The organism is Nocardia sp. IFM 10818 (assembly GCF_054655275.1).
Map to the genome: position 1 here is coordinate 3457384 of NZ_BAAHJH010000001.1, position 19886 is coordinate 3477269.

The 19886-nt window shown below is 67.3% G+C and carries 9 protein-coding genes; 4 read left to right on the forward strand and 5 right to left on the reverse strand.

Features of this window, described 5'->3' with window-relative positions:
- The first annotated feature begins 2 nt into the window (after positions 1 to 2).
- The 3 genes from ACYQ5L_RS15995 (at position 3) to ACYQ5L_RS16005 (ending at position 2910) form a co-directional block, all read left to right on the forward strand.
- On the forward strand, positions 3 to 1475 hold the full coding sequence (locus ACYQ5L_RS15995; RefSeq protein ID WP_459958270.1) for an AMP-binding protein: 1473 nt from the start codon (positions 3 to 5) through the stop codon (positions 1473 to 1475).
- Entirely contained in the window at positions 1472 to 1741 is a 270-nt protein-coding gene (locus ACYQ5L_RS16000) for an acyl carrier protein (protein WP_459958272.1), read from the forward strand. The genes ACYQ5L_RS15995 and ACYQ5L_RS16000 overlap by 4 nt, the downstream gene beginning before the upstream one ends.
- Positions 1742 to 1953: 212 nt before the next feature.
- A complete protein-coding gene (locus ACYQ5L_RS16005) occupies positions 1954 to 2910 on the forward strand; it encodes a LysR family transcriptional regulator (RefSeq protein ID WP_459958273.1) in 957 nt (318 codons plus the stop codon).
- Between the two features lie 9 nt (positions 2911 to 2919).
- Here ACYQ5L_RS16005 and ACYQ5L_RS16010 read toward each other — a convergent pair whose 3' ends face one another.
- Positions 2920 to 3621, reverse strand: coding sequence for a DUF6300 family protein (locus ACYQ5L_RS16010; RefSeq protein ID WP_459958275.1), 702 nt, complete (start codon positions 3619 to 3621; stop codon positions 2920 to 2922).
- A 21-nt stretch (positions 3622 to 3642) separates the two neighbouring features.
- Here ACYQ5L_RS16010 and ACYQ5L_RS16015 point away from each other — a divergent pair, with 21 nt between their 5' ends.
- Complete coding sequence (locus ACYQ5L_RS16015) at positions 3643 to 3813, forward strand: hypothetical protein (protein WP_459958278.1); 171 nt, start codon at positions 3643 to 3645, stop codon at positions 3811 to 3813.
- Positions 3814 to 3857: 44 nt separating this feature from the next.
- Here ACYQ5L_RS16015 and dnaE read toward each other — a convergent pair whose 3' ends face one another.
- From dnaE to ACYQ5L_RS16035, 4 genes are all read right to left on the reverse strand, one after another.
- A complete protein-coding gene (gene dnaE, locus ACYQ5L_RS16020) occupies positions 3858 to 7418 on the reverse strand; it encodes a DNA polymerase III subunit alpha (protein WP_459958280.1) in 3561 nt (1186 codons plus the stop codon).
- Between the two features lie 127 nt (positions 7419 to 7545).
- Positions 7546 to 8322 carry a thioesterase II family protein gene (locus tag ACYQ5L_RS16025; RefSeq protein ID WP_459958283.1) on the reverse strand — a complete coding sequence of 259 codons (777 nt, stop codon included), beginning with the start codon at positions 8320 to 8322 and terminating at the stop codon, positions 7546 to 7548.
- A gap of 93 nt (positions 8323 to 8415) precedes the next feature.
- Positions 8416 to 8874, reverse strand: coding sequence for a nuclear transport factor 2 family protein (locus ACYQ5L_RS16030; protein ID WP_459958284.1), 459 nt, complete (start codon positions 8872 to 8874; stop codon positions 8416 to 8418).
- A complete protein-coding gene (locus ACYQ5L_RS16035; protein WP_459958286.1) occupies positions 8871 to 19874 on the reverse strand; it encodes an SDR family NAD(P)-dependent oxidoreductase in 11004 nt (3667 codons plus the stop codon). The genes ACYQ5L_RS16030 and ACYQ5L_RS16035 overlap by 4 nt, the downstream gene beginning before the upstream one ends.
- Positions 19875 to 19886 lie beyond the last annotated feature (12 nt).

Consider the following 19886-nt stretch of genomic DNA (forward strand, 5'->3'; position numbering starts at 1 on the left):
TCATGGATTCGGCGGCGAGGCATCCGGATCGGATGGCCCTCGCCGGGCCGTTCAGCGAGCTGAGTTATCGGGAGCTCGATCTGCTCGCCGCTCGACTGGCCCACGGGCTGGCCGCGCTGAACGTCGCACGAGGCGATCGAATAATCGTGTGGGAGGACAAATCTCCGATTGCCATCGCTGCGATGCAGGCTGCGCTGCGCGTGGGTGCGGCCTACATTCCCACTGATGGTGCGACGCCGCCGGCCAGACTGGCGGCGATTGCGAGAGACTGCGGGGCGGTGGTCGTCTGCTCTTCCCGGCCGCGGATCTCCGATCTGCCGGCCGGCGTGGTGTGGTTCGATCTGAATACGGATGCCCTTCCTGACGACAGGCTTTCCGAGGTTGTCGATGCGGAGCCTGCCGACCTGGCGTATGTTCTCTACACATCCGGATCGACGGGCGCTCCCAAGGGAGTGTGTATAAGCCACGGCAACGCACGCGCATTCGTGGACTGGGCCGTTGCCATGCTGGGAGCCCGGTCCGACGACAGGTTCGCAAACCATGCTCCGCTGACGTTCGACCTCTCGGTGCTGGACCTCTATGCCGCATTCGCCGTCGGGGCTTCGGTTCATCTCGTTCCCGCCGAGTTGGGCTATGCCCCGGTGCAGCTCGTCGAATTCTTACACGCGCGCTCGATAACCATCTGGTACTCGGTGCCCTCGGCCCTCATCCTCATGATGCGTGACGGCGGACTCCTGAATCGGCCGGCGCCACCAGCTCTGCGCGCTGTGCTGTTTGCCGGTGAGCCGTTCCCGATCCAGCACGTTCGAAGTCTGCGTGCATGGACCGATGCACGTTTGCTGAACTTGTACGGGCCGACGGAAACCAACGTATGCGCAGGCCACGAAGTAACGAGTGCCGATCTGGAGCGCGATCTGCCGGTGCCGATCGGAACGGCCACATGTGGAAACACGATCTGGGCGGTCCGGCCCGACGGCACGGTCGCCGGGCCGGGCGAGGACGGCGAGCTGATTGTCACGGGACCGACGGTCATGTCGGGCTATTGGGGCCAGGAGGCGCATCGGGGTCCCTATCACACCGGCGACGTCGTCAGGGTGCTCAGCGACAACCTGTTCGACTATCTCGGACGTCGAGATCACCTGGTGAAGATCCGCGGCAACCGAATCGAGCTCGGTGAGATCGAAGGCCGGCTCAACGAGCATCCCGCAGTCGCTGAAGCCGTGGCCGTGGTACACGGTACCGGGATGGATGCCCGCCTGGCCGCGTTCATTGTCGCGCGAGCGGGAGCCGAGTTGAGTGTGCTGGAAGTCAAGCGGCACAGTTCGGAGAGGCTGCCGCGGTACATGACACCTGACGAGGTGCATCTCGTACCGGCTCTGCCCAGGACGAGGACCGGCAAGACGGATCGCGTGGCTCTTCGTGAAGCTGCTGTTCGCGGGGTTTCCTTCCAAGCCGATACAAGGAGTAGTTCATGACGCAAGCCGACACCACCCAGGCCGAGGTCACCGCACGGCTGTTGTCCTTCATTCGCGATCGTTTCCTCGGCAACGATCCGGCAAGCAGGTTGGATGGCGAGACGCCACTGCTCGACTGGGGAATCCTCAACTCGATGAACACGGCGGAGCTGGTCACTTTCATCCGAACGGAGTTCGGCTACTCGGTACCGCAGGACGGCGTCAACGTGAAGAACTTTCGAACAGCCGATCGCATCGCCGCGATGATCGTCAACCGGGTCGATTGACCACATCGGACGTGCGCGCCGGCGACCGCGTCGGCGCCGCACAACCGGATACGGTGTGTCCGGCGCGGCGTCCGCAGCTGGGAGCATATGCCGATCGAGCTTCCCACTCCTGTAATGTCCTCGTGGACAGTGGTACCCAGTCAAGAGGGGGGAGCTGGCGTCCGGCTACGAACGCTTCTCCCGACAACCACCAGTGGTGAAGGGAGCGGGGCTTGGAGTTGGACCTCGGCGCAGTCCGGGCCTTCATCAGCGTCGCTGACCACCTCCACTTCGGTGCAGCCGCAGATCATCTGGGGGTGACGCAGCAAGCGGTCTCCAAACGCATCGCCAAACTCGAAGTCGGCCTCGATACGACGTTGCTGCATCGCTCGCGGTTCGGAACCCGCCTGACCGATGAGGGCGCGGCTTTTCTCCCCCATGCGCGAGCGTTGGTGGCATTGGCGGACCAGGCTGTGGAATCGATTCGCGGAGGCACCCGCCCGCTCCGTGTGGACGTGCTCGGCACGCGACTGGCCGCAACGGATTTGATCAGGACTTTCCACGAGGCTTACGCGGGCGTGGAGATCGATGTAGTCACCTCGAGTGGACTCCGGAGCGGCCGGTCCGCGCTCGTCGAGGGATCGATCGACGTTGCGTTCGCGCGCGTGGTCGGTCCGCTCGATGCCGCTATCGAGCACACTCCGGCCTATCTGGAGCCGCTCCATGTCCTGGTCGGACGCAGACATCGTTTGGCCGATCGCCGCGAGGTCCGGTTGACTGATCTGTCGGATTTGATCGCGCGCATGCCCAGCAATGAGCCGGGAAGCGAGTGGGCGCAGTTCTACGACGATCTCGCTGACGAGTTCGGGCTCACAATCGATACTTCGGGTCCCGACTTCGGACTGGACCATCTGCTCGACGAGATCTCTCGCTCAACCGAGAGCTTCGTCTTCTCCGGCGAACGTTTGCGCGTCCCATGGCATCCCGAAATCGTCCAGGTGCCGATCGTGGACCCGACGCCTACGTATCCCCATTCGATGCTGTGGCATCGACGCAACCGCCACCCCGCATTGCCGCGACTGATAGCGCACGTCACGACAGCCTTCCAGCCGTTCGATCCGGAACGTCATTGGCTTCCGGCGGCCGATATCGATGCGGGACTGTTCGGCGACTATCACCACCGGGCGTAAGAGCGGCCGTCACCAGTCGTGTAGACATTCCGCAAGCTGGTCGTCATCGATTTCGGCGGGCAGCACCTCGATCAGCCAATCCTGCCAGCACGCTGCCAGTACCGCATGGTCGTTCAGGGCCAACTCCTCGCAGCGGAGAAGCTGGTCGATCAGAGCCTGCGCGGCAGGCTTGTTCCGGTCGCAGTGGCTGCAGAGGCTCACCCTGCGGGTTCCTTGCACCTTGAACCCGTCGGCCCGCAGGAAGGAGTGCGGAACCGCTACCGACATGATCAGCGCGTCTCCACATCGATGGCACGGCACATTTTCGGCTGAGACTTCGACTGGCCATGACCTCATGTATCGATTGGACTCGATCATCAAATACATTGTCCAACAACCGAAATCCACTTCGATCAACCAATGGTTGTGAAGGGGCGCGCCTGATGTGGAGTGGATGTATTGCGGTAGTCTTCGCTCGTGCTCGATCCTGCGGAACGTACTCGAGATTTGGTGAGTTATGTGGTCTTGGTGGATCCCGACAATCGAGCTGTGTTCCTTGGCCAGCACCGAGACGATGGCCTGTGGCTGCCGATCGGGCGACGCGTTGCGCACAATGAGCATCCACTCTCCGCTGTCCGAAAGGCGGCACGCAAAGAACTCGGGATCGACGCCGAGTTCAGCATCGCAGGTGATGCGCCGTTGTTGTCGACGATAGCCACCACTGCCGGACATGAAAGCAATTCCGGAGATGCCGTGCTGTGGTACGTAATCCAGGGTGATCGCTCCATGGAGTACAACCTGGATCGGGATCGCTTCGCGCAAGGCAAGTGGTGGGACATCGATATGTACGCGATCCCGTACTCGGTGCCGGAATTCGTGCGGTTCCTGCACACTCTCGATGCGGCAATGCGCAGGGCCGAGTAGCGATACGTGCCTTCGGCCGTCCCGGCGCTGGTTCGAAGGTGTTGTCAGGTAAGTACTTTGATGCCGCGCACCGCGCGCAACTCGCCGAGCAGGGCCGAGCTGACAGTCACGGGATAGCCGTCGACAGCCAGCGTGGTGCGTCGCTGGCGGTAGCACAGGATCAGGCGCACCGGAGTTCCTCCGTGATGGGATTGCAGGGCGGATTTGAGTTCGAGCACGCTATCGCGATTGGTGGTCTCTGCATTGATCTCCAGCATCAGCGGAGGGGTCTGGTCGCCGCGTTCGACGGAACTGACGTCGATCGGGGCGAGATTGGTTCCGAAGACTCCCATCTTTTCCTCCCGCCAATTGACGCGACCCTCGACGACGACGACCGCGTCCACGACCAGATCCATCGCGAATACGCTGTAGCTCTTCGGGAAGAACAGAACCTCGACCGATGCGTCCAAGTCCTCGATGACAGCGATTGCCCAGCTTTCACCCTTCTTGTTGACCCGTCGTTCCAGTGCGGCGATCATTCCCGAGATCGTGATCGTTCCCTCTTTCGGAGCGTTGGCCAATACATGTGCGATCGGCTTCGGAGCGGCCTTGCGGAGAATGTGATTCGTACCGTCCAGGGGGTGGCCGGAGACGTACAGTCCCAACATTTCTCGTTCCAGCCCGAGGAGCACTTTTCGAGGCCACTCTTCGCCGTCGAAGCTGAGGTGGCTCAGTGGCGAGGAATCATTGGAGACATCCTCTGCGGTGTTCTCGATACCGAACAAATCGAACTGTCCCATCGCCTGTTGGCGCTTGAGTCCGGTGACCGCATCCACCGCCAGCTCGTGGACATCGATGAGCGCCTTGCGCGGGTGACCGAACGAGTCGAACGCGCCGGCCTTGATGAGGGATTCGAGGACGCGCTTGTTGCAGCAGACCAGCTCCGACTTCTCGACGAAATCGGCGAATGAGGTGTACTTGCCCTTCTTGGTGCGTGTCTCGATGATCGACTCCACCACGTTGGCTCCGACGTTGCGAATACCGCCGAGCCCGAACCGGATATCGTTGCCGACCGCGGAGAACCGAAGTGAGGACTCGTTGACATCCGGGGGCAGGACCTTGAGGCCCAGCTGTCGGCACTCGGCGAGGTAGATGGCCGACTTGTCCTTGTTGTCCGCCACCGAGGTGAGCAGGGCCGCCATGTATTCGGCCTGATAGTTGGCCTTGAGGTAGGCGGTCCAGTAGCCAACCAGCGCGTAGCCCGCGGCGTGCGACTTGTTGAATGCGTATCCGGCGAACGGCAGGACCGTATCCCACAGCGCCTGCACCGACTCGTCGGAGAACCCGTTCTCGCGCATACCCGCGCGGAAGCCTTCGAATTCCTTCTCCAGAACCTCGAGCTTTTTCTTGCCCATCGCCCGGCGCAGGACGTCGGCGCGGCCCATGGAGAAGCCGGCCACTCGCTGGGCGATCTGCATGATCTGTTCCTGGTACACGACCAGGCCGTAGGTCTCGGCGAGGATATCGCGCAGTGGTTCGGCCAGTTCTTCGTGGATCGGCTCGATCGCCTGCCGACCGTTCTTTCGGTCGGCGTAGTTGTTGTGCGTGTTCATCGCCATCGGTCCCGGCCGATAGAGCGCGTTGACGGCGATGATGTCCTCGAAGCCGGTGGGGCCCAACCGTCGCAGGAGATCGCGCATCGCATTGCCGTCGAGCTGGAACACTCCGAGACTGTCGCCTCGGCCCAGCAACTCGTAGGTCTTGATGTCGTCGGTCCCGAGCGAGTCGAGCTCGACCTTCTCGCCGCGATTGGTCTCGATGTTGTCGATCGCATCGCCGATCACGGTGAGGTTGCGCAACCCCAGGAAGTCCATCTTCAGCAGGCCGATGGCCTCGCAGGACGGGTAGTCCCATCCGGTGATCACCGCGCCGTCCTCGCGCTGCCACAGCGGGATCACATCCGCCAGCGGTTCCGAGGACATGATCACCGCGCACGCGTGCACACCCGCGTTGCGGATCAAACCTTCCAGGCCCCGAGCGGTTTCGAAGATCGTGGAGACGTCCTTGTCGGTCTCGATCAGCGAACGGACCTCGGCGGCTTCGGGGTAGCGCTCGTGCTTCGGATCGACGATGCCCGACAGCGGGATATCCTTCGCGGCTACCGGCGGGGGCAGCGCCTTGGAGATCCGGTCGGCGATGGCGAAACCCGGCTGGCCGAAGTGGACTCGTGCGGAGTCCTTGATCGCCGCCTTCGTCTTGATCTTGCCGAAGGTGATCACCTGGGCCACGCGGTCGCTGCCGTATTTCTCGGTGGCATAGCGGACCATCTCACCGCGGCGACGATCGTCGAAGTCCATATCGATATCGGGCATGGACACGCGTTCGGGGTTCAGGAAGCGTTCGAACAGCAGGCCATGCCGGATAGGGTCCAGATCGGTAATGCGCAATGCGTAGGACACGAGTGATCCGGCGGCCGAGCCGCGACCCGGCCCCACCCGGATGCCGACCTGCCGCGCGTAGTTCATCAGGTCGGCGGTGATGAGGAAGTAGGCGGGAAAGCCCTTCTGCACAATGATGTCGATCTCGAACTCGGCGCGGCGGATGTACTCGTCGGGCACGCCGGCGGGCAGTCGCGCGTCGAGGCCGCGCATGACCTGCTCGCGGAACCACGAGGTCATGTCGTAACCGTCGGGCGCTTCGTAGATCGGCATTCGGTCGGTGTGTTCCCATACCTCGGCGTAGGACTCGACCCGCTCGGCGATCAGCAGCGTGTTGTCGGCCGCGCCCGGGACCTGGGTGTCCCAATACGCTCGCATCTCTTCGGCCGATTGCAGGTAGTAGCCGTCGCCGTCGAACTTGAATCGAGTCGGATCGTTGAGCGTCTTGCCGGCCTGGACGCACAGCAGCGCGGAGTGGGCGTTGGCCTGGTCCTTTGTGACGTAATGAGAGTCGTTGGTGGCCAAAGGCGGTAGGGCGAGTTTCGCGCTGATCTCGAGCAGGCCCTCGCGGACCGATCTCTCGATGGGCAGCCCATGGTCCATCAATTCGACGAAGAAGTTGTCTTTGCCGAAGATGTCGCGGTAGTCGGAAGCGGCCTGGATGGCCTCGGCGTGCTGTCCGAGCCGTAGCCGAGTCTGGACCTCGCCGGAAGGGCAGCCGGTGGTCGCGATGATCCCGTCGGAATGTGCGGCGATCAGTTCCCGGTCCATGCGGGGTTTGCGGTAGTAGCCCTCCATGCTCGCCAGCGAGGACAGTTTGAACAGATTGCGCAGACCCCGCGCATTCCGCGCCAGCATCGTCATATGCGTGTAGGCGCCGCCACCGGAGACGTCGCCGCCGACGCCCTCCCCGTTGGAGCCGCGCTGATTGGCCTGGCCCCAGAACACCGGCTTCTTGTGCCACCGGCTGCCGGGGGCGATATAGGCCTCGATGCCGATGATGGGCTTGATCCCCATTTTCGTGGCGACCTGGTAGAACTCGTCCGCGCCGAACATGTTTCCGTGATCGGTCATGCCGACTGCCGTCATGCCGAGCCTGCCGGCCTCCTCGAACAGCGGCTTGATCTTTGCCGCACCATCCAGCATCGAGTACTCGGTGTGAACATGCAGGTGAACGAACGAGGACAACGGACGCCTCCAGACGCGACTCGGGCTCGGATCGACCTATTCGAGCCCGAGTCGGCGATCGGGGTCAAACAATCGACACGCACACGGTGACAACCGATCGTTGTCTCGGCTGGCCCTGTGCCGCAAGCTATTCCGCGCGCAGACCGGACATGCCCAGTAAGGACTCGATGACGGTGTCGATGACGGCGGTCCGGTGGTCGGTCAGGAAGAAGTGCCCGCCGGAGAAGACCCGGGTTTCACACCTCGCGGTGGTGTGCCGCGCCCAGTCGCGCGCCTCGTCCACGGTCGTCTTCGCGTCGCGGTCACCGACCAGCACTGTGATCGGTGATCGGACGGTGACTTCCGGTGCGCACCGGTACGTTTCGATCGCCCTGTAATCGCTGCGGATCGCGGGCAGGATCATCCGCAGCACCTCTTCGTCGCCGAGCAATGTACGGTTCGTGCCGCTGAGCGATCGAAGCTCCGCCACGATCGCATTGTCGTCCTGGGCATGGACGTTCTCGTCACGATGCCGAGAGGGCGCTCGGCGACCGGACGCGAACAGCATGGCCAGTACGATGCCGTCACGCTCCTCGAACCGGCGGGCGACCTCGAAGGCGACGATCGCACCCATGCTGTGGCCGAAGAAGGCCAGCGGGAGGTCGGTCCACGGTTTCAGCGCGGCATAGATCTGTTCGGCGAGTGCGCCGATGTCGTCGATGCATGGATCCAGGCGCCGGTCCTGCCGCCCCGGGTACTGGACGGCGAGCACCTCCACCAGACCCGAGCCGGACAGGGCCGCCGACATCGGGAAGAAATAGCTCGCCGAGCCTCCGGCGTGCGGAAAGCAGACCAGTCGGTGCGTCGGGGTGGGCACGGGATGGGTCCGCCGGATCCAGAGCGCATCGGTCGCCTGCTCTGTCATGGGTTGGGTCCTCCTGTGATCGCGGGTCGAACTTCCCGCTCCGCCACCCGGAATCGGTCGGCGGAGCGGGCTGGGATTCGAGACTTCAGGCGGTCAGTAGCGGCGCTCGCCGTCGCCGCTCAACGGCGACCACCACTGGGTGTAGTTCGTGGCGCCGTCACCGAAGATCCCCCCGGCGCCCTCGACGACCTTCCCGTTCTCCCACTTGAGCATCTGCACACCGGAGATGTCGAGCACGTCGAACGGGGAGGTGCTGCCCTCCGGCGCGCCCTTGCGGACAGCGTGGATGTGGTTGGCGTCGATCGAGTAGCCGTCCTCGTTATTGATGAGCAGCGTGACGGGCCGCATGCTCCACGTGCCGCCGGAGGCCTCCAGCATGCCCTGCACGTAGGCCATGAAATCGTCGATGCCGGTTCGCCAGCCCGCGTGCGCATGACTACCCGGCGCCAGGAAGCGCAGGTCCTCCGACCAGTACAGCGCGGTCTTCTCGCGGTCTCCCGAACTGACCGCCTCGTAGGCGGCGGCGACCAGTTCGGGGGTGATCTCGGTCATTTCTCATTCTCCTTTTCGGTTGTCACAGCCACTGCGGTGAGCCATGTATCCGCCGCTCGCGCGGCGTCTTCGGCGTGCTCTGCCAGGATCGTGAAGTGGTCGCCCGGGACCGCGAGGTTGGCGTCGCAGAGCTTCCACGCCGGTCCCCAGTCGGCCTCGGCCAATGGTGTTCCGTCGCTGTCGGGCAGTGCGTCGGAGGCGCGCAGGAACAGCGTCGGAGCGTCGATGCGCTGCGGCTCCCAGGCGCCGAACACCTCGAAGTACCCGCCCATGGCAGTGAGCGAGATGTGGTCCATCGACACCAATTCGCTGCGCCGCGCGAACAATCCGTGCGTGAACGCCTGGCTGAGCCGCGGATTCATCTCCTGGGGCAGGTAGGTGTCGATGAGTACGACAGCGGCCGGCGGCGAGTCGGTCTGTTCCAGGCGGGCGGCGACCTCGTGCGCGATCCACCCGCCCGAGGAGTAGCCGACCAGTGCGTACGGCTCGCCCGCCGCATGCTCGAGCACCGCCTGCGCCTGGATCTCGGCGAGGACCGCCACGGTGCTCGGAAGCTGTTCTCCGGCACCGAATCCCGGCTCGGGCAGGACCACGGTATCGCGGCTGTCGCGCAGCGCCGCGGCGAATCGGGCGTACTGGTGCGCGCCGGACATCGCCACCACGGCGGGGAAACAGATCAGCCGCGGCCGCCGCGGTCCACGAGACAACGGCACCGGATTCGGCCGGCGGTCGAGTTCGTCCGGTCGATGGAACACGGGGCGCAGGCGCGCCGCCACGCGCGCCAGCTCCATGCCCGCGTCGATCCGGTCTTCGGCGCACGCGAGCCGGAAGAGGGCGCCGAGGGTGTCGTCGCCCGCGGCGCCGGTCGCCGGGGCGGTCTGGATCAGCTCGTCGGAGAGGTACCGGATCAGCGCGGGTGGTGTCGGATGGTCGAACACCAGGGTGGCGGGCAGCCGCAGCCCGGTCGCCCGTTCCAGCCGATTGCGCAGATCGACGGCGGTCAGTGAGTCGAACCCGAGCTCGGTGAACGCCCGCCCGTCGTCCAGTTCCTCCGGCGAGGCGTGACCGAGCACGGTGGCCACCTCACGGCGGACCAGGTCGAGCAGTGCCAGTTCACGTTCATCGTCGGACAATTCGGCCAGGCGCGCGGGCAGATCTGGTTGCGGCGCCGAGCGGGTATCCGTCCGGGCGGGCCGGATCAACCCGTGCCAGATCGGTGGCAGCGGCTCGCGGTCGGCCGCGGCCCGGAGCGCGGTGGTATCCGCGTGCACCGGCACGAGCAGGGCTTCCGGCCGGGCCAGTGCCGCGTCGAAGAGCGCGAGGCCTTCCTCGGTCCGCAACGGGACGAGGCCGCCCCGCACGAGCCGGCGGCGTTCCGTCGCCATGCCGTTCTCGATATCCCACGGTCCCCAGGCCAGCGAGACCGCCGACAGCCCTTGCGCGGTGCGATGCGCGGCGAGTGCGTCGAGGAACGCATTGCCCGCCGCGTACGCGGCTTGACCCGCCGAGCCGAGGACGCCCGCCACCGACGAGAAGAGCACGAACGCCGCGGTGTCCCCGGCCAATTCGTGCAGGTGCCACGCCCCGTTCACCTTCGGGCGCAGCACCCGCGCGAGTTGTTCGGCGGTGAGCGACTCGACGACACCGTCGTCGAGCACACCGGCGGCGTGCACCACCGCCCGGACCGAACGCCCCGCGAGCAGGGCGGCAACCTGTTCTCTCTCAGCGACATCGCAGGCGACCACCTCGACGCGCGCGCCCGCCTCCGTCAATTCCCTGCGCAGCGCGCTCATTCCACCGGTCCGGCTGACCAGTAGCAGATCGCGCACGCCGTGCGCGGCGACGAGGTGGCGGGTCAGCAGCTGGCCGAGTGCCCCGGACGCTCCGGTGACCAGGACGGTGCCGGCGCTCAGATCCATCCGCGCCGAGGCGGGCCCCGTGACCGGCGCGAGGCGGGGTACGTGTACACCACCGTCTCGGATCATCGCTTCGGGTTCACCGGACGCGAGTGCCGCGGCGAGCGGACGCCAGCCGGGGTGTCCTGTGCCGGAGGGGATATCGATTGTCATCACGCGGCCCGGGTGCTCGGCCTGGGCGGCACGCAGCAATCCGGTGAGTACGGCCATGACCGGGTTCGTCGCGGCGTCTCGGGTCACCAGAACCAGGCGGCTCGCGGCGAAGCGCCGGTCGGCCAACCACGCCTGCAGAGTTGTGAGGACGCGTGAGGCGAGCCGGGCGGTGGCCGAGGGCAGGTCATCGCCGGATTCGGTCGGCGCGAAGAACACGGCATCGGGGACAGCGCTGGAAATCGTCGCCGCCGAGGCCAGTTCCGTCAGATCGGGATACGACTCCACATGGGCGCCGCTGTCCTGCAGGATCGAGGCCGGCCCCTGCTCGTCGTCGAGCACGGCCCACCATGACGGGGCTGTTACCGCATGCATCGGCAACACCTGCCAGCGCACGCCGAGTAGCGACCGGGGAGTCCCGGTCCGTTCGGAGTCGATGGCCACCCTGCGCAGCGTCAAAGATTCGACACTGCCGACAGCGCGGCCGTCGGAGTCGGAAAGGTCGAGCGCCACGGTGCCATTGGCGGTCGACCGGAGACGCACCCGCAATGCGGTGGCGCCGGAGGACGTGATGCGGACACCGCGCCAGGCGAACGGCAGACTCGGGGCGGAGTCGTCGGCCTCGATGAAATCGCCGAGCCCGATGGCGTGCAGCGCGGCGTCCAGGAGGGCGGGGTGGATGACGTGTCCGGAAGTATCGGTGCCCTCCGGTAGCGCCACTTCGGCGAACACCTCCTCCGACGTTCGCCACGCGGCCCGCAGACCACGGAATGCGGGACCGTACTGCAAACCGTTGTCCGCCAGCCGATCGTAGATCGCCTCGAGGCCGAGACGCTGAGCGTCTCGCGGAGGCCACGGCTGCGCGGTCGCGACGGGCTGCGGTGCGCTCGGTTCGGTGAGCACCGCGGTGGCGTGGCGGTCCCAGCTCTGCGCGGCGCCGGACTCTCGGGTGTGCACGCGGACGGTCCGGCGGCCCGCGTCGGGCGCCTCGACCGTGACCCGGATATCCAGTGTCACACCGGCGGTGAGCACGAGCGGTGTCTCCAGGATCAGGTCGTCGATTTCGCTGAGACCGCATTCCTGGCCCGCGTGCAGGACGAGGTCGACGTGTGCCGCACCGGGCAGCACGATCCGGTCCGCGACCGCGTGATCCGCCAGCCAGGGATGGGTGTCGAGACCGATGCGGCCGCAGAACGTCAGCGCCTCCGAGTCGGGATCGGCGACCACCGCCGTCAGCAGGGCGTGTCCGGCACTGTCGACACCGGCCGCCGCGAGGTCGGCCGGACCGGACGCGTGATGGTCGAGCCAGTAGCGTTTGCGCTGGAAAGGGTAGGTCGGCAGCGTCGTGGTGCGTGCTCCGGAACCGGCGAAGTAATTGTGCCAGTGGGGGTTCGCTCCGCGCACGACGAGGTGGGCGAGCGCGGTGGTGAGGGCATGCGGCTCGGGTAGGCCGGGGCGGAGGCTGGGGACCGCACCGGTCGCGAGGTGGGGGATGAGGGTCGATGTGGGTCCGATTTCCAGCTGTGTGTCGGCAGTGATGTGTGTGAGCGCGTCGGCGAATCGAACGGTGTTGCGGGCGTGGCGGATCCAGTGATCGGGGTCGGCGAGGGTGGCGTGGTCGACGGGTCTGCCGGTGACGGTGGAGATCATGGGGAGAAGGGGACGTGCGAAAGACAGGTTCGCGAGAGCTTCGCGGAACTGGTCGAGGATGGGCTCCATGAGGGGCGAATGGAAGGCGTGTGAGACGCGCAGCCAGGTGATTCGGCGCCCGGTGAGCGCGGCGGTGATCGCGGTGAGCGCGGTGCGGTCTCCGGACAGGACAAGGGAATTGGGCCCGTTGACCGCGGCGATGCCGACGGTGTCCAGGTGGGGTGTGAGTAGGGGGCGGATGGCGCCTTCGTCGGTGTCCACGGCGACCATGGCGCCGCCTTCCGGCAGCGATTGCATGAGTTGCCCGCGTGTGGTGACGAGCGTGGCGGCATCGGCGAGGGTGAGTACGCCGGCGATGTGTGCGGCGGTGATTTCACCGATGGAGTGCCCGGCTACGACGGTGGGTGTGATGCCCCAGTGTTCCCACAGTCGGTAAAGGGCGACCTGCACCGCGAACAGGGCGGGTTGAGCGTAGCGGGTCTGGTCGAGCAGATCCGGGTCGTCGCCGAAGACGATGTCGTGCATCGGCTGTGCGAGATGGCGGTCGAGTTCGGTGCAGGCGTTGTCGAATGCCGCTGCGTAGACAGGGTAGGCGTGGTAGAGCTCGCGGCCCATGCCGAGGTGTTGGGTTCCTTGGCCGGAGAAGATCATCGCGACCCCGCCCTCGCCGGCCCGGCCGACGATCACACCCGGATGTGAGCCACCGCGCGCGAATGCGCGGAGGGCCGCCGTGCGCTCGGCCGGATCGCTCGCGACCACCACGGCCCGCTCGTCCAGAGCGGCACGGCCCACGGCCAGTGCGTAGCCGACGTCCACGGGGGCCTTGCCATCCACGGCGTCGGCAAGACGAGTTGCTTGGGCGCGCAACGCCGTCGCCGTGTGCGCGGAGAGCACCCAGGCCAAGCATTTGTCGTCGCCAGGCCCTGGTGTCGTGTCGTTCTCGTGGTCGTCGGGCGCCTGTTCGAGGATGACGTGGGCGTTGGTGCCGCTCACCCCGAAGGAGGAGATGGCGGCGCGGCGGGGTCGGTTGGTGTCGGGCCAGGTCTGATTCTCGGTGAGGAGGGCGACTTTGCCCGTGTTCCAGTCGACATGTGGTGTGGCCTGGTCGATGTGGAGGGTGCGGGGGAGGGTGCCGTGGCGCATGGCCATGATCATCTTGATCACGCCCGCGGCGCCGGCGGCGGCTTGGGTGTGGCCGATGTTGGATTTCACCGATCCCAGCCACAGGGGCCGGTCGCGGTGTTGTCCGTAGGTGGCGAGTAGTGCTTGGGCTTCGATGGGGTCGCCGAGTCGTGTTCCGGTGCCGTGGGCTTCGACGGCGTCGATGTCCGAGGGGTGCAGGCCCGCGTTCGCCAAGGCTTGGTGGATAACTCGTTGCTGGGCGGGGCCGTTGGGTGCGGTGAGGCCGTTGGAGGCGCCGTCCTGATTGATTGCGGAGCCCCGGACGATTGCGAGGACGGGGTGGTTGTTGCGTTGGGCGTCGGAGAGTCGTTCGAGTAGTAGTAGTCCGATGCCTTCGCCCCAGCCGGTGCCGTCGGCGGTGCTGGAGAACGCTTTACAGCGCCCGTCGGATGCGAGACCGCCTTGTCTGCTGAATTCTGTGAAGGTGGTGGGGGTTGCCATGAGGGTGACACCGCCGGCCAGCGCCATGGTGCATTCGCCGTTGCGCAGCGCCTGGGCGGCCAGGTGCACGGCGACCAATGAGGACGAGCAGGCGGTATCGATGGTGATCGCCGGGCCCTCGAGCCCGAAGGTATAGGCGACCCGTCCGGAGGCGATGCTGCCCGCGCTGCCGTTGCCCAGGTAGCCGGCGACGTCCTCGGGGGCCCGGTCGAAGCGGGCAGCGTAGTCGTTGTACATGACGCCCGCGAAGACACCGGTTCGGCTGCCGCGCAACGACATCGGATCGATGCCCGCGCGCTCGAAGGTCTCCCACGTGGTCTCCAGCAGCAAGCGTTGCTGCGGGTCCATCGCGAGCGCCTCGCGCGGCGAGATTCCGAACAGCGCCGCATCGAATTCCGGGGCCTCGTGCAGGAATCCGCCCTCCCGGGTAGCAGATCCGCCGGGACCGTAGATGCTCGCCTCGTCCCAGCCCCGGTCGGTCGGGAACGCGGTGATCGCGTCCTGCCCGGCGGCCAGGAGCCGCCACATATCCTCCGGGCTGCCGATGCCGCCGGGGTACCGGCAGCCCATGCCCACGATGACGATCGGATCATCCTGGGATGCGGCGACGATCGCCGGTTCGGCGCCGGTCGCGGCCGTGCCGAGCAGTTCCCCGCGCAGGTACTCGACGAGTGCGGCCGCGGTGGGGTGATCGAAGACCAGCGTGGCGGGAAGCTCGAGCCCGGTCGCCGCACCGAGGCCATTACGGAACTCGACGGCGGTGAGGGAATCGAAGCCGAGGTCGTGGAAGGCGCGGGTGGGGGCGATCGCTGCCGCGTCGGCATGGCCGAGCACCGCTGCCGCCCGCTCGCGGACGAGGACGAGCAACGCGGTGTCGCGATCCGCCGGCGACATGCGGCGCAGCCGTTCGCGGAACGACTCCGACTCGCCCGCAACCGCCTTGCGCGGTGCGACGGGCACCAGCGCACGCAGCAGGGCGGGCACCGAACCGGTGGCGGCGGCGACCGACCGCGGGTCGAGATGCATAGGGACCGCGACGCGGGCGTCCGAGGTCAGCGCGGCGTCGAACAGCCGCAGGCCCTCCTCCGTGGTCAGCGGCCGCATCCCCGCCCTGGTGGCGGCGGTGTGTGCCATGCCGGTGTTCCAGAGGCCCCAGGCGATGCTGGTGGTGGGGTGTCCGGTGGTGGTGCGGTGGTGGGCGAGGGCGTCGAGGTAGGCGTTGGCGGCGGCGTAGTTGGCTTGGCCGGGTGAGCCGAGGGTGGCTGCGGCGGAGGAGAACAGGATGAAGGTGGTGAGGTTGTGGTGTTGGGTGAGTTGGTGGAGGTGCCAGGCGGCGGTGGCTTTGGGTGCGAAGGTCCGGTGCAGATGCGCAGGGGTCTGGTTGAGGAGGACCGCATCGTCGAGGGTGCCCGCGCAGTGCACGACCGCGGCGAGGTCGCGGCCGCGCAGGACGGCGGCGAGGTCCTCGCGATCGGTCACATCACAGACGGCGGACGTCACCTGCGCGCCGCCGGAAGTCAACTCCGCCAGCAGTTCCGCCGGAATCGGGCGACGTGCCAGGAGCAGGAGATCACGCGCACCGTGCGTGTGCACCAGGTGACGGGCCAGTAGGCCGCCGAGCGCACCCGCGGCCCCGGTGATCAGTACCGTGCCTGCGGTCCAGTCCGGGCCCCCGGTCGTGCCGGGCGCCGCCCGGACCAGCCGCGGCGCGTACGCCGTACCGCGCCGTACCGCGATCTGGGTCTCGCCCGCGGCCACCGCGGCGACGACCTGCTCACGCCACGGCGCGTCGAGGTCGTCGACATCCACCAGCACGAACCGTTCGGGATGCTCGGACTGCGCCGACCGCGTCAGGCCCCACAGTGCCGCATTCGCCAGAGCCACCGGCACATCGGCGGGCTCGTCGTCGTCGAGCAGGTGGGAGCCGGTGGTGACGATGGCGAGGCGACCGATCGGGTCGCTGGTGTCGGTCAGCCGGCGCTGAAGTATGGACAGTGCTTGTGCCGTAGCGTGTTCGGCGTCCACGGCCGGATGTACCGGCAGGAAATCCAGTTCCGGCGCCTTGCCGGGTTCGGTGTCCCGCAGCGGCACCCACGAGGTTCGGAACAGTGAGCGATGGAGCCGATCCATTGCCGCCGACTGCGGCAGCGGCCGCAGCGTGAGCCGCGCGATATCGAGCACCGGACGCCCCGAGGTATCGGTGAGCAACAGCGACACCGAGTCCCGCCCCGCGGGTGCGATGCGCACCCGCAGCCGCCGGGCGTTGACCGCATGCAACGAGACTCCGCCCCATGAGAACGGTACGACGGGAGTGCCGGCGTCGTCGACGAACGGGGCGAGCCCGATGGGATGCAGCGCGGCGTCGAGCAGTGCCGGATGCACCGCGAAGCGGTCCGCGTCCGCGTGTTGCGCCTCGTCCAGCTCGACCTCGGCGAACACCTCGCCATCGCGCTGCCACGCCCGGCGCACACCCTGGAACGCGGGGCCGTATCGGAGCTCGGGTCGATCCGCGTAGAGCACATCGGTATTCAGCGAGGTGGCCTCGGCGGGCGGCCACTGGGTGAGGTCCGCTACGGACTGCGCGGCCACGGCGGTGAGCCGTCCCTCGGCATGCTTGGTCCACGGCTCGTCCGGGGCGGCGTCGGCGGCGCGGGAGAAGACGGTGACCGTTCGGCCGGTGTCGTCCGGCTCGTCCACCAGGATCTGGACCTGGACCTCGGCGTTGCGGGGGAGTACGAGGGGAGCGCCGAGCGTGAGCTCGGACAGGTGCGGGTGATTCAGGTGTTGCCCGGCCTGCAATGCGAATTCGACGAATGCGGTGCCGGGCAGCAGCACCTCACCGTGCACGGTGTGGTCCGCCAGCCACGGGTGGGTGACCGGGGAGAGCGTGCCGGTCAGCACCGCCCGATCTCCGTCGGCGAGGCCGACCGCGGTGTCGAACAGCGGATGGGCCGAGTGGCCGGTGGCCTCGGCCGATTCGAGCCAGTACCGCGCGTGCTGGAAGGGATAGGTCGGGAGCGGCACCGCACGCGCTCCGCTGTCCTCGAAGTAGTTGCGCCAGTTCGGATTAAGACCGCTGACCACGAGCTGGGCGAGCGCGGTGGTGAGCGCACGTGGCTCCGAGTGGCCGGCGGGCAGGCTGGCGACGGCTCCGGCAGGCAGATGCGGGACGAGCGCGCCGCCGGGGCCGATCTCCACGAGTGCGGCCGGTTCTCGCGCGGCGACGGCGGCGACGGCATCGGCGAAGCGGACGGTATTGCGGGCATGCCGAATCCAGTGCTCGGGGTCGGCGAGGGTGCGGGGGCCGACCGGCGCCCCGGTGACGGTGGAGACCAGCGGCACATCGGGCGCTCGGAAGTCCAGTCCTGCGACGATATCGCGGAAGCGATCGAGGATCGGGTCCATCAGCGGGGAGTGGAAGGCGTGTGAGACGCGCAGCCACTTGGTCCGATGCCCGTCGAGACGACCGACGATCTCGGCGAGCGCGGTCTTGTCACCGGACAGCACAAGGGAATTCGGACCGTTGACGGCGGCGACGCCGACCCGGTCCGCGTACCCGCGCAACTGTGGGCGGACGGCGTCCTCGGTGCAGTCGACCGCGACCATGGCGCCGCCTTCGGGCAGCGATTGCATCAGCATGCCGCGGTGCGCGACGAGGGTGGCGGCGTCGCCGAGCGTCAGGACGCCCGCGACGTGTGCGGCGGCGATCTCGCCTATGGAGTGCCCGGCGAGAACCGTGGGCGCGACGCCCCAGTGCTCCCAGAGCCGGTACAGGGCGACCTGCAGGGCGAACAACGCCGGTTGGGCGTATTGCGTGCGATCGAGGAGATCCGGATCGTCACCGAATACGATGTCACGCAACGGATGCGGGAGATGCCGGTCGAATTCCGCGCAGGCCGCATCGAAGGCTGCGGCGTAGACGGGGTAGGCGTCATGGAGTTCGCGTCCCATCCCCGGGCGCTGGGTGCCCTGTCCGGAGAACACCATGGCCACACCGCCCTTGGCCGCCCGGCCCGTCACCGTCGCGGCGGAATGGCCGCCCGCGGCCAGTGCGAGCAGCGCCTGCCGGTACTCGTCGTGGCTGTCGGCCAGCACCACCGCACGTTCCTCGAACGGGGTGCGTGTGGTCGCTAGTGCGTAGCCGATGTCGAGCAGGGCGGTGGCGTCATCGTCGACACGGTCGGCCAGCCGGGCGGCGTGCGCGCGCAGGGCCTCCGGCGTTCTGGCGGACAGCAGCCAGGGCACCAGCGGCGGGGGAGTTCCGCTGTCCGCCACCGCAGTCGGCTCCGGCGCCTGTTCCAGGATGACGTGGGCATTGGTCCCGCTGAAGCCGAAGGAGGACACGCCCGCTCGACGGGTACCGTCCCGCTCGTCCCAGGCGGCCGGCTCGGTCAGCAGTTCGACGGCACCGGAACTCCAGTCGACCTCGGCGCTGGGTTCGTCGACGTGCAGTGTCCGCGGCAAGGTGGCATGGCGCATGGCCATCACCATCTTGATCACGCCCGCGATTCCCGCGGCGGCCTGGGTGTGGCCGATATTGGACTTGATGGAGCCGAGCCGCAACGGGTGTTCGCGATCCTGTCCGTAGGTAGCGAGCAGGGCCTGCGCCTCGATCGGGTCGCCGAGCCGGGTTCCGGTCCCGTGCGCCTCGACCGCGTCGATCTGATCGGCGCGCAGTCCGGCGTCGATGAGGGCGTCGCGGATCACACGTTGCTGGGAGGGTCCGTTCGGCGCGGTGAGGCCGTTGGACCGGCCGTCCTGGTTCACCGCAGTGCCGCGTACGACCGCCAGGATCGGGTGGCCGTTGCGGACAGCGTCGGACAGCCGCTCGACCACCAGCATGCCCGCGCCCTCGGCCCAGCCCGTGCCATCGGCACTGCGGGAGAACGACTTGCACCGGCCATCCGATGCCAAGCCCTGCTGCCTGCTGAAATCGATGAACGGCGCCGGGCTCGCCATCACGGTGACGCCGCCGACCAGGGCGAGCGAGCACTCCGAACGGCGCAGCGCCTGACCCGCCAGGTGCAGCGCCACCAGCGACGAAGAGCACGCGGTGTCGATCGTGATCGCGGGGCCCTCCAACCCCAGCGTGTAGGCGAGCCTGCCCGACGCGATGCTGCCCGAGTTGCCGGTACCGAGGAACCCCTCCACCACGTCCGGGATTCTGGCCAGGCGCGACGCGTAGTCGTGGTACATGACGCCGACGAAGACCCCGGTGCGGCTGCCGCGTAGCGAACCGGGCACGATGCGCGCGCGTTCCACCGCCTCCCAGGCGGTTTCCAGCAGCAGCCGCTGTTGTGGGTCCATGGCGAGCGCCTCGCGCGGGGAGATTCCGAAGAACTCCGCATCGAATTCGGCCGCGTCATACAGGAATCCGCCCTGCAGGGTGTCGGTGCTCCCGGTTTCACCGGGGCGCGCACCGCGCAGTCCCTCGATGTCCCAGCCGCGATCGACGGGGAACCCGTCGATCGCGTCGCGGCCGGACGCGACCAGCTGCCACAACTCTTCGGGCGTGCTGACCCCGCCCGGATATCGGCAGGCCATGCCTATCACGGCCAGTGGTTCCCGGCCGCTTTCCTCGACGTCGCGCAGCCGCTGGCGGGTGTCGCGCAGCTCGGCGGTGAGCCGCTTGAGATACTGAAGGGTCTTTTCCTCGTTCACGTCACGTCACTC

What these genes read in the sequence shown, in the direction of transcription:
- ACYQ5L_RS15995 (WP_459958270.1), top strand. Translation starts at nt 3, where the DNA reads ATGGATTCGGCGGCGAGGCATCCGGATCGGATGGCCCTCGCCGGGCCG.
- ACYQ5L_RS16000 (WP_459958272.1), top strand. Translation starts at nt 1,472, where the DNA reads ATGACGCAAGCCGACACCACCCAGGCCGAGGTCACCGCACGGCTGTTG.
- ACYQ5L_RS16010 (WP_459958275.1), bottom strand. Translation starts at nt 3,621, where the DNA reads ATGTCCGGCAGTGGTGGCTATCGTCGACAACAACGGCGCATCACCTGC.
- ACYQ5L_RS16030 (WP_459958284.1), bottom strand. Translation starts at nt 8,874, where the DNA reads ATGACCGAGATCACCCCCGAACTGGTCGCCGCCGCCTACGAGGCGGTC.
- ACYQ5L_RS16025 (WP_459958283.1), bottom strand. Translation starts at nt 8,322, where the DNA reads ATGACAGAGCAGGCGACCGATGCGCTCTGGATCCGGCGGACCCATCCC.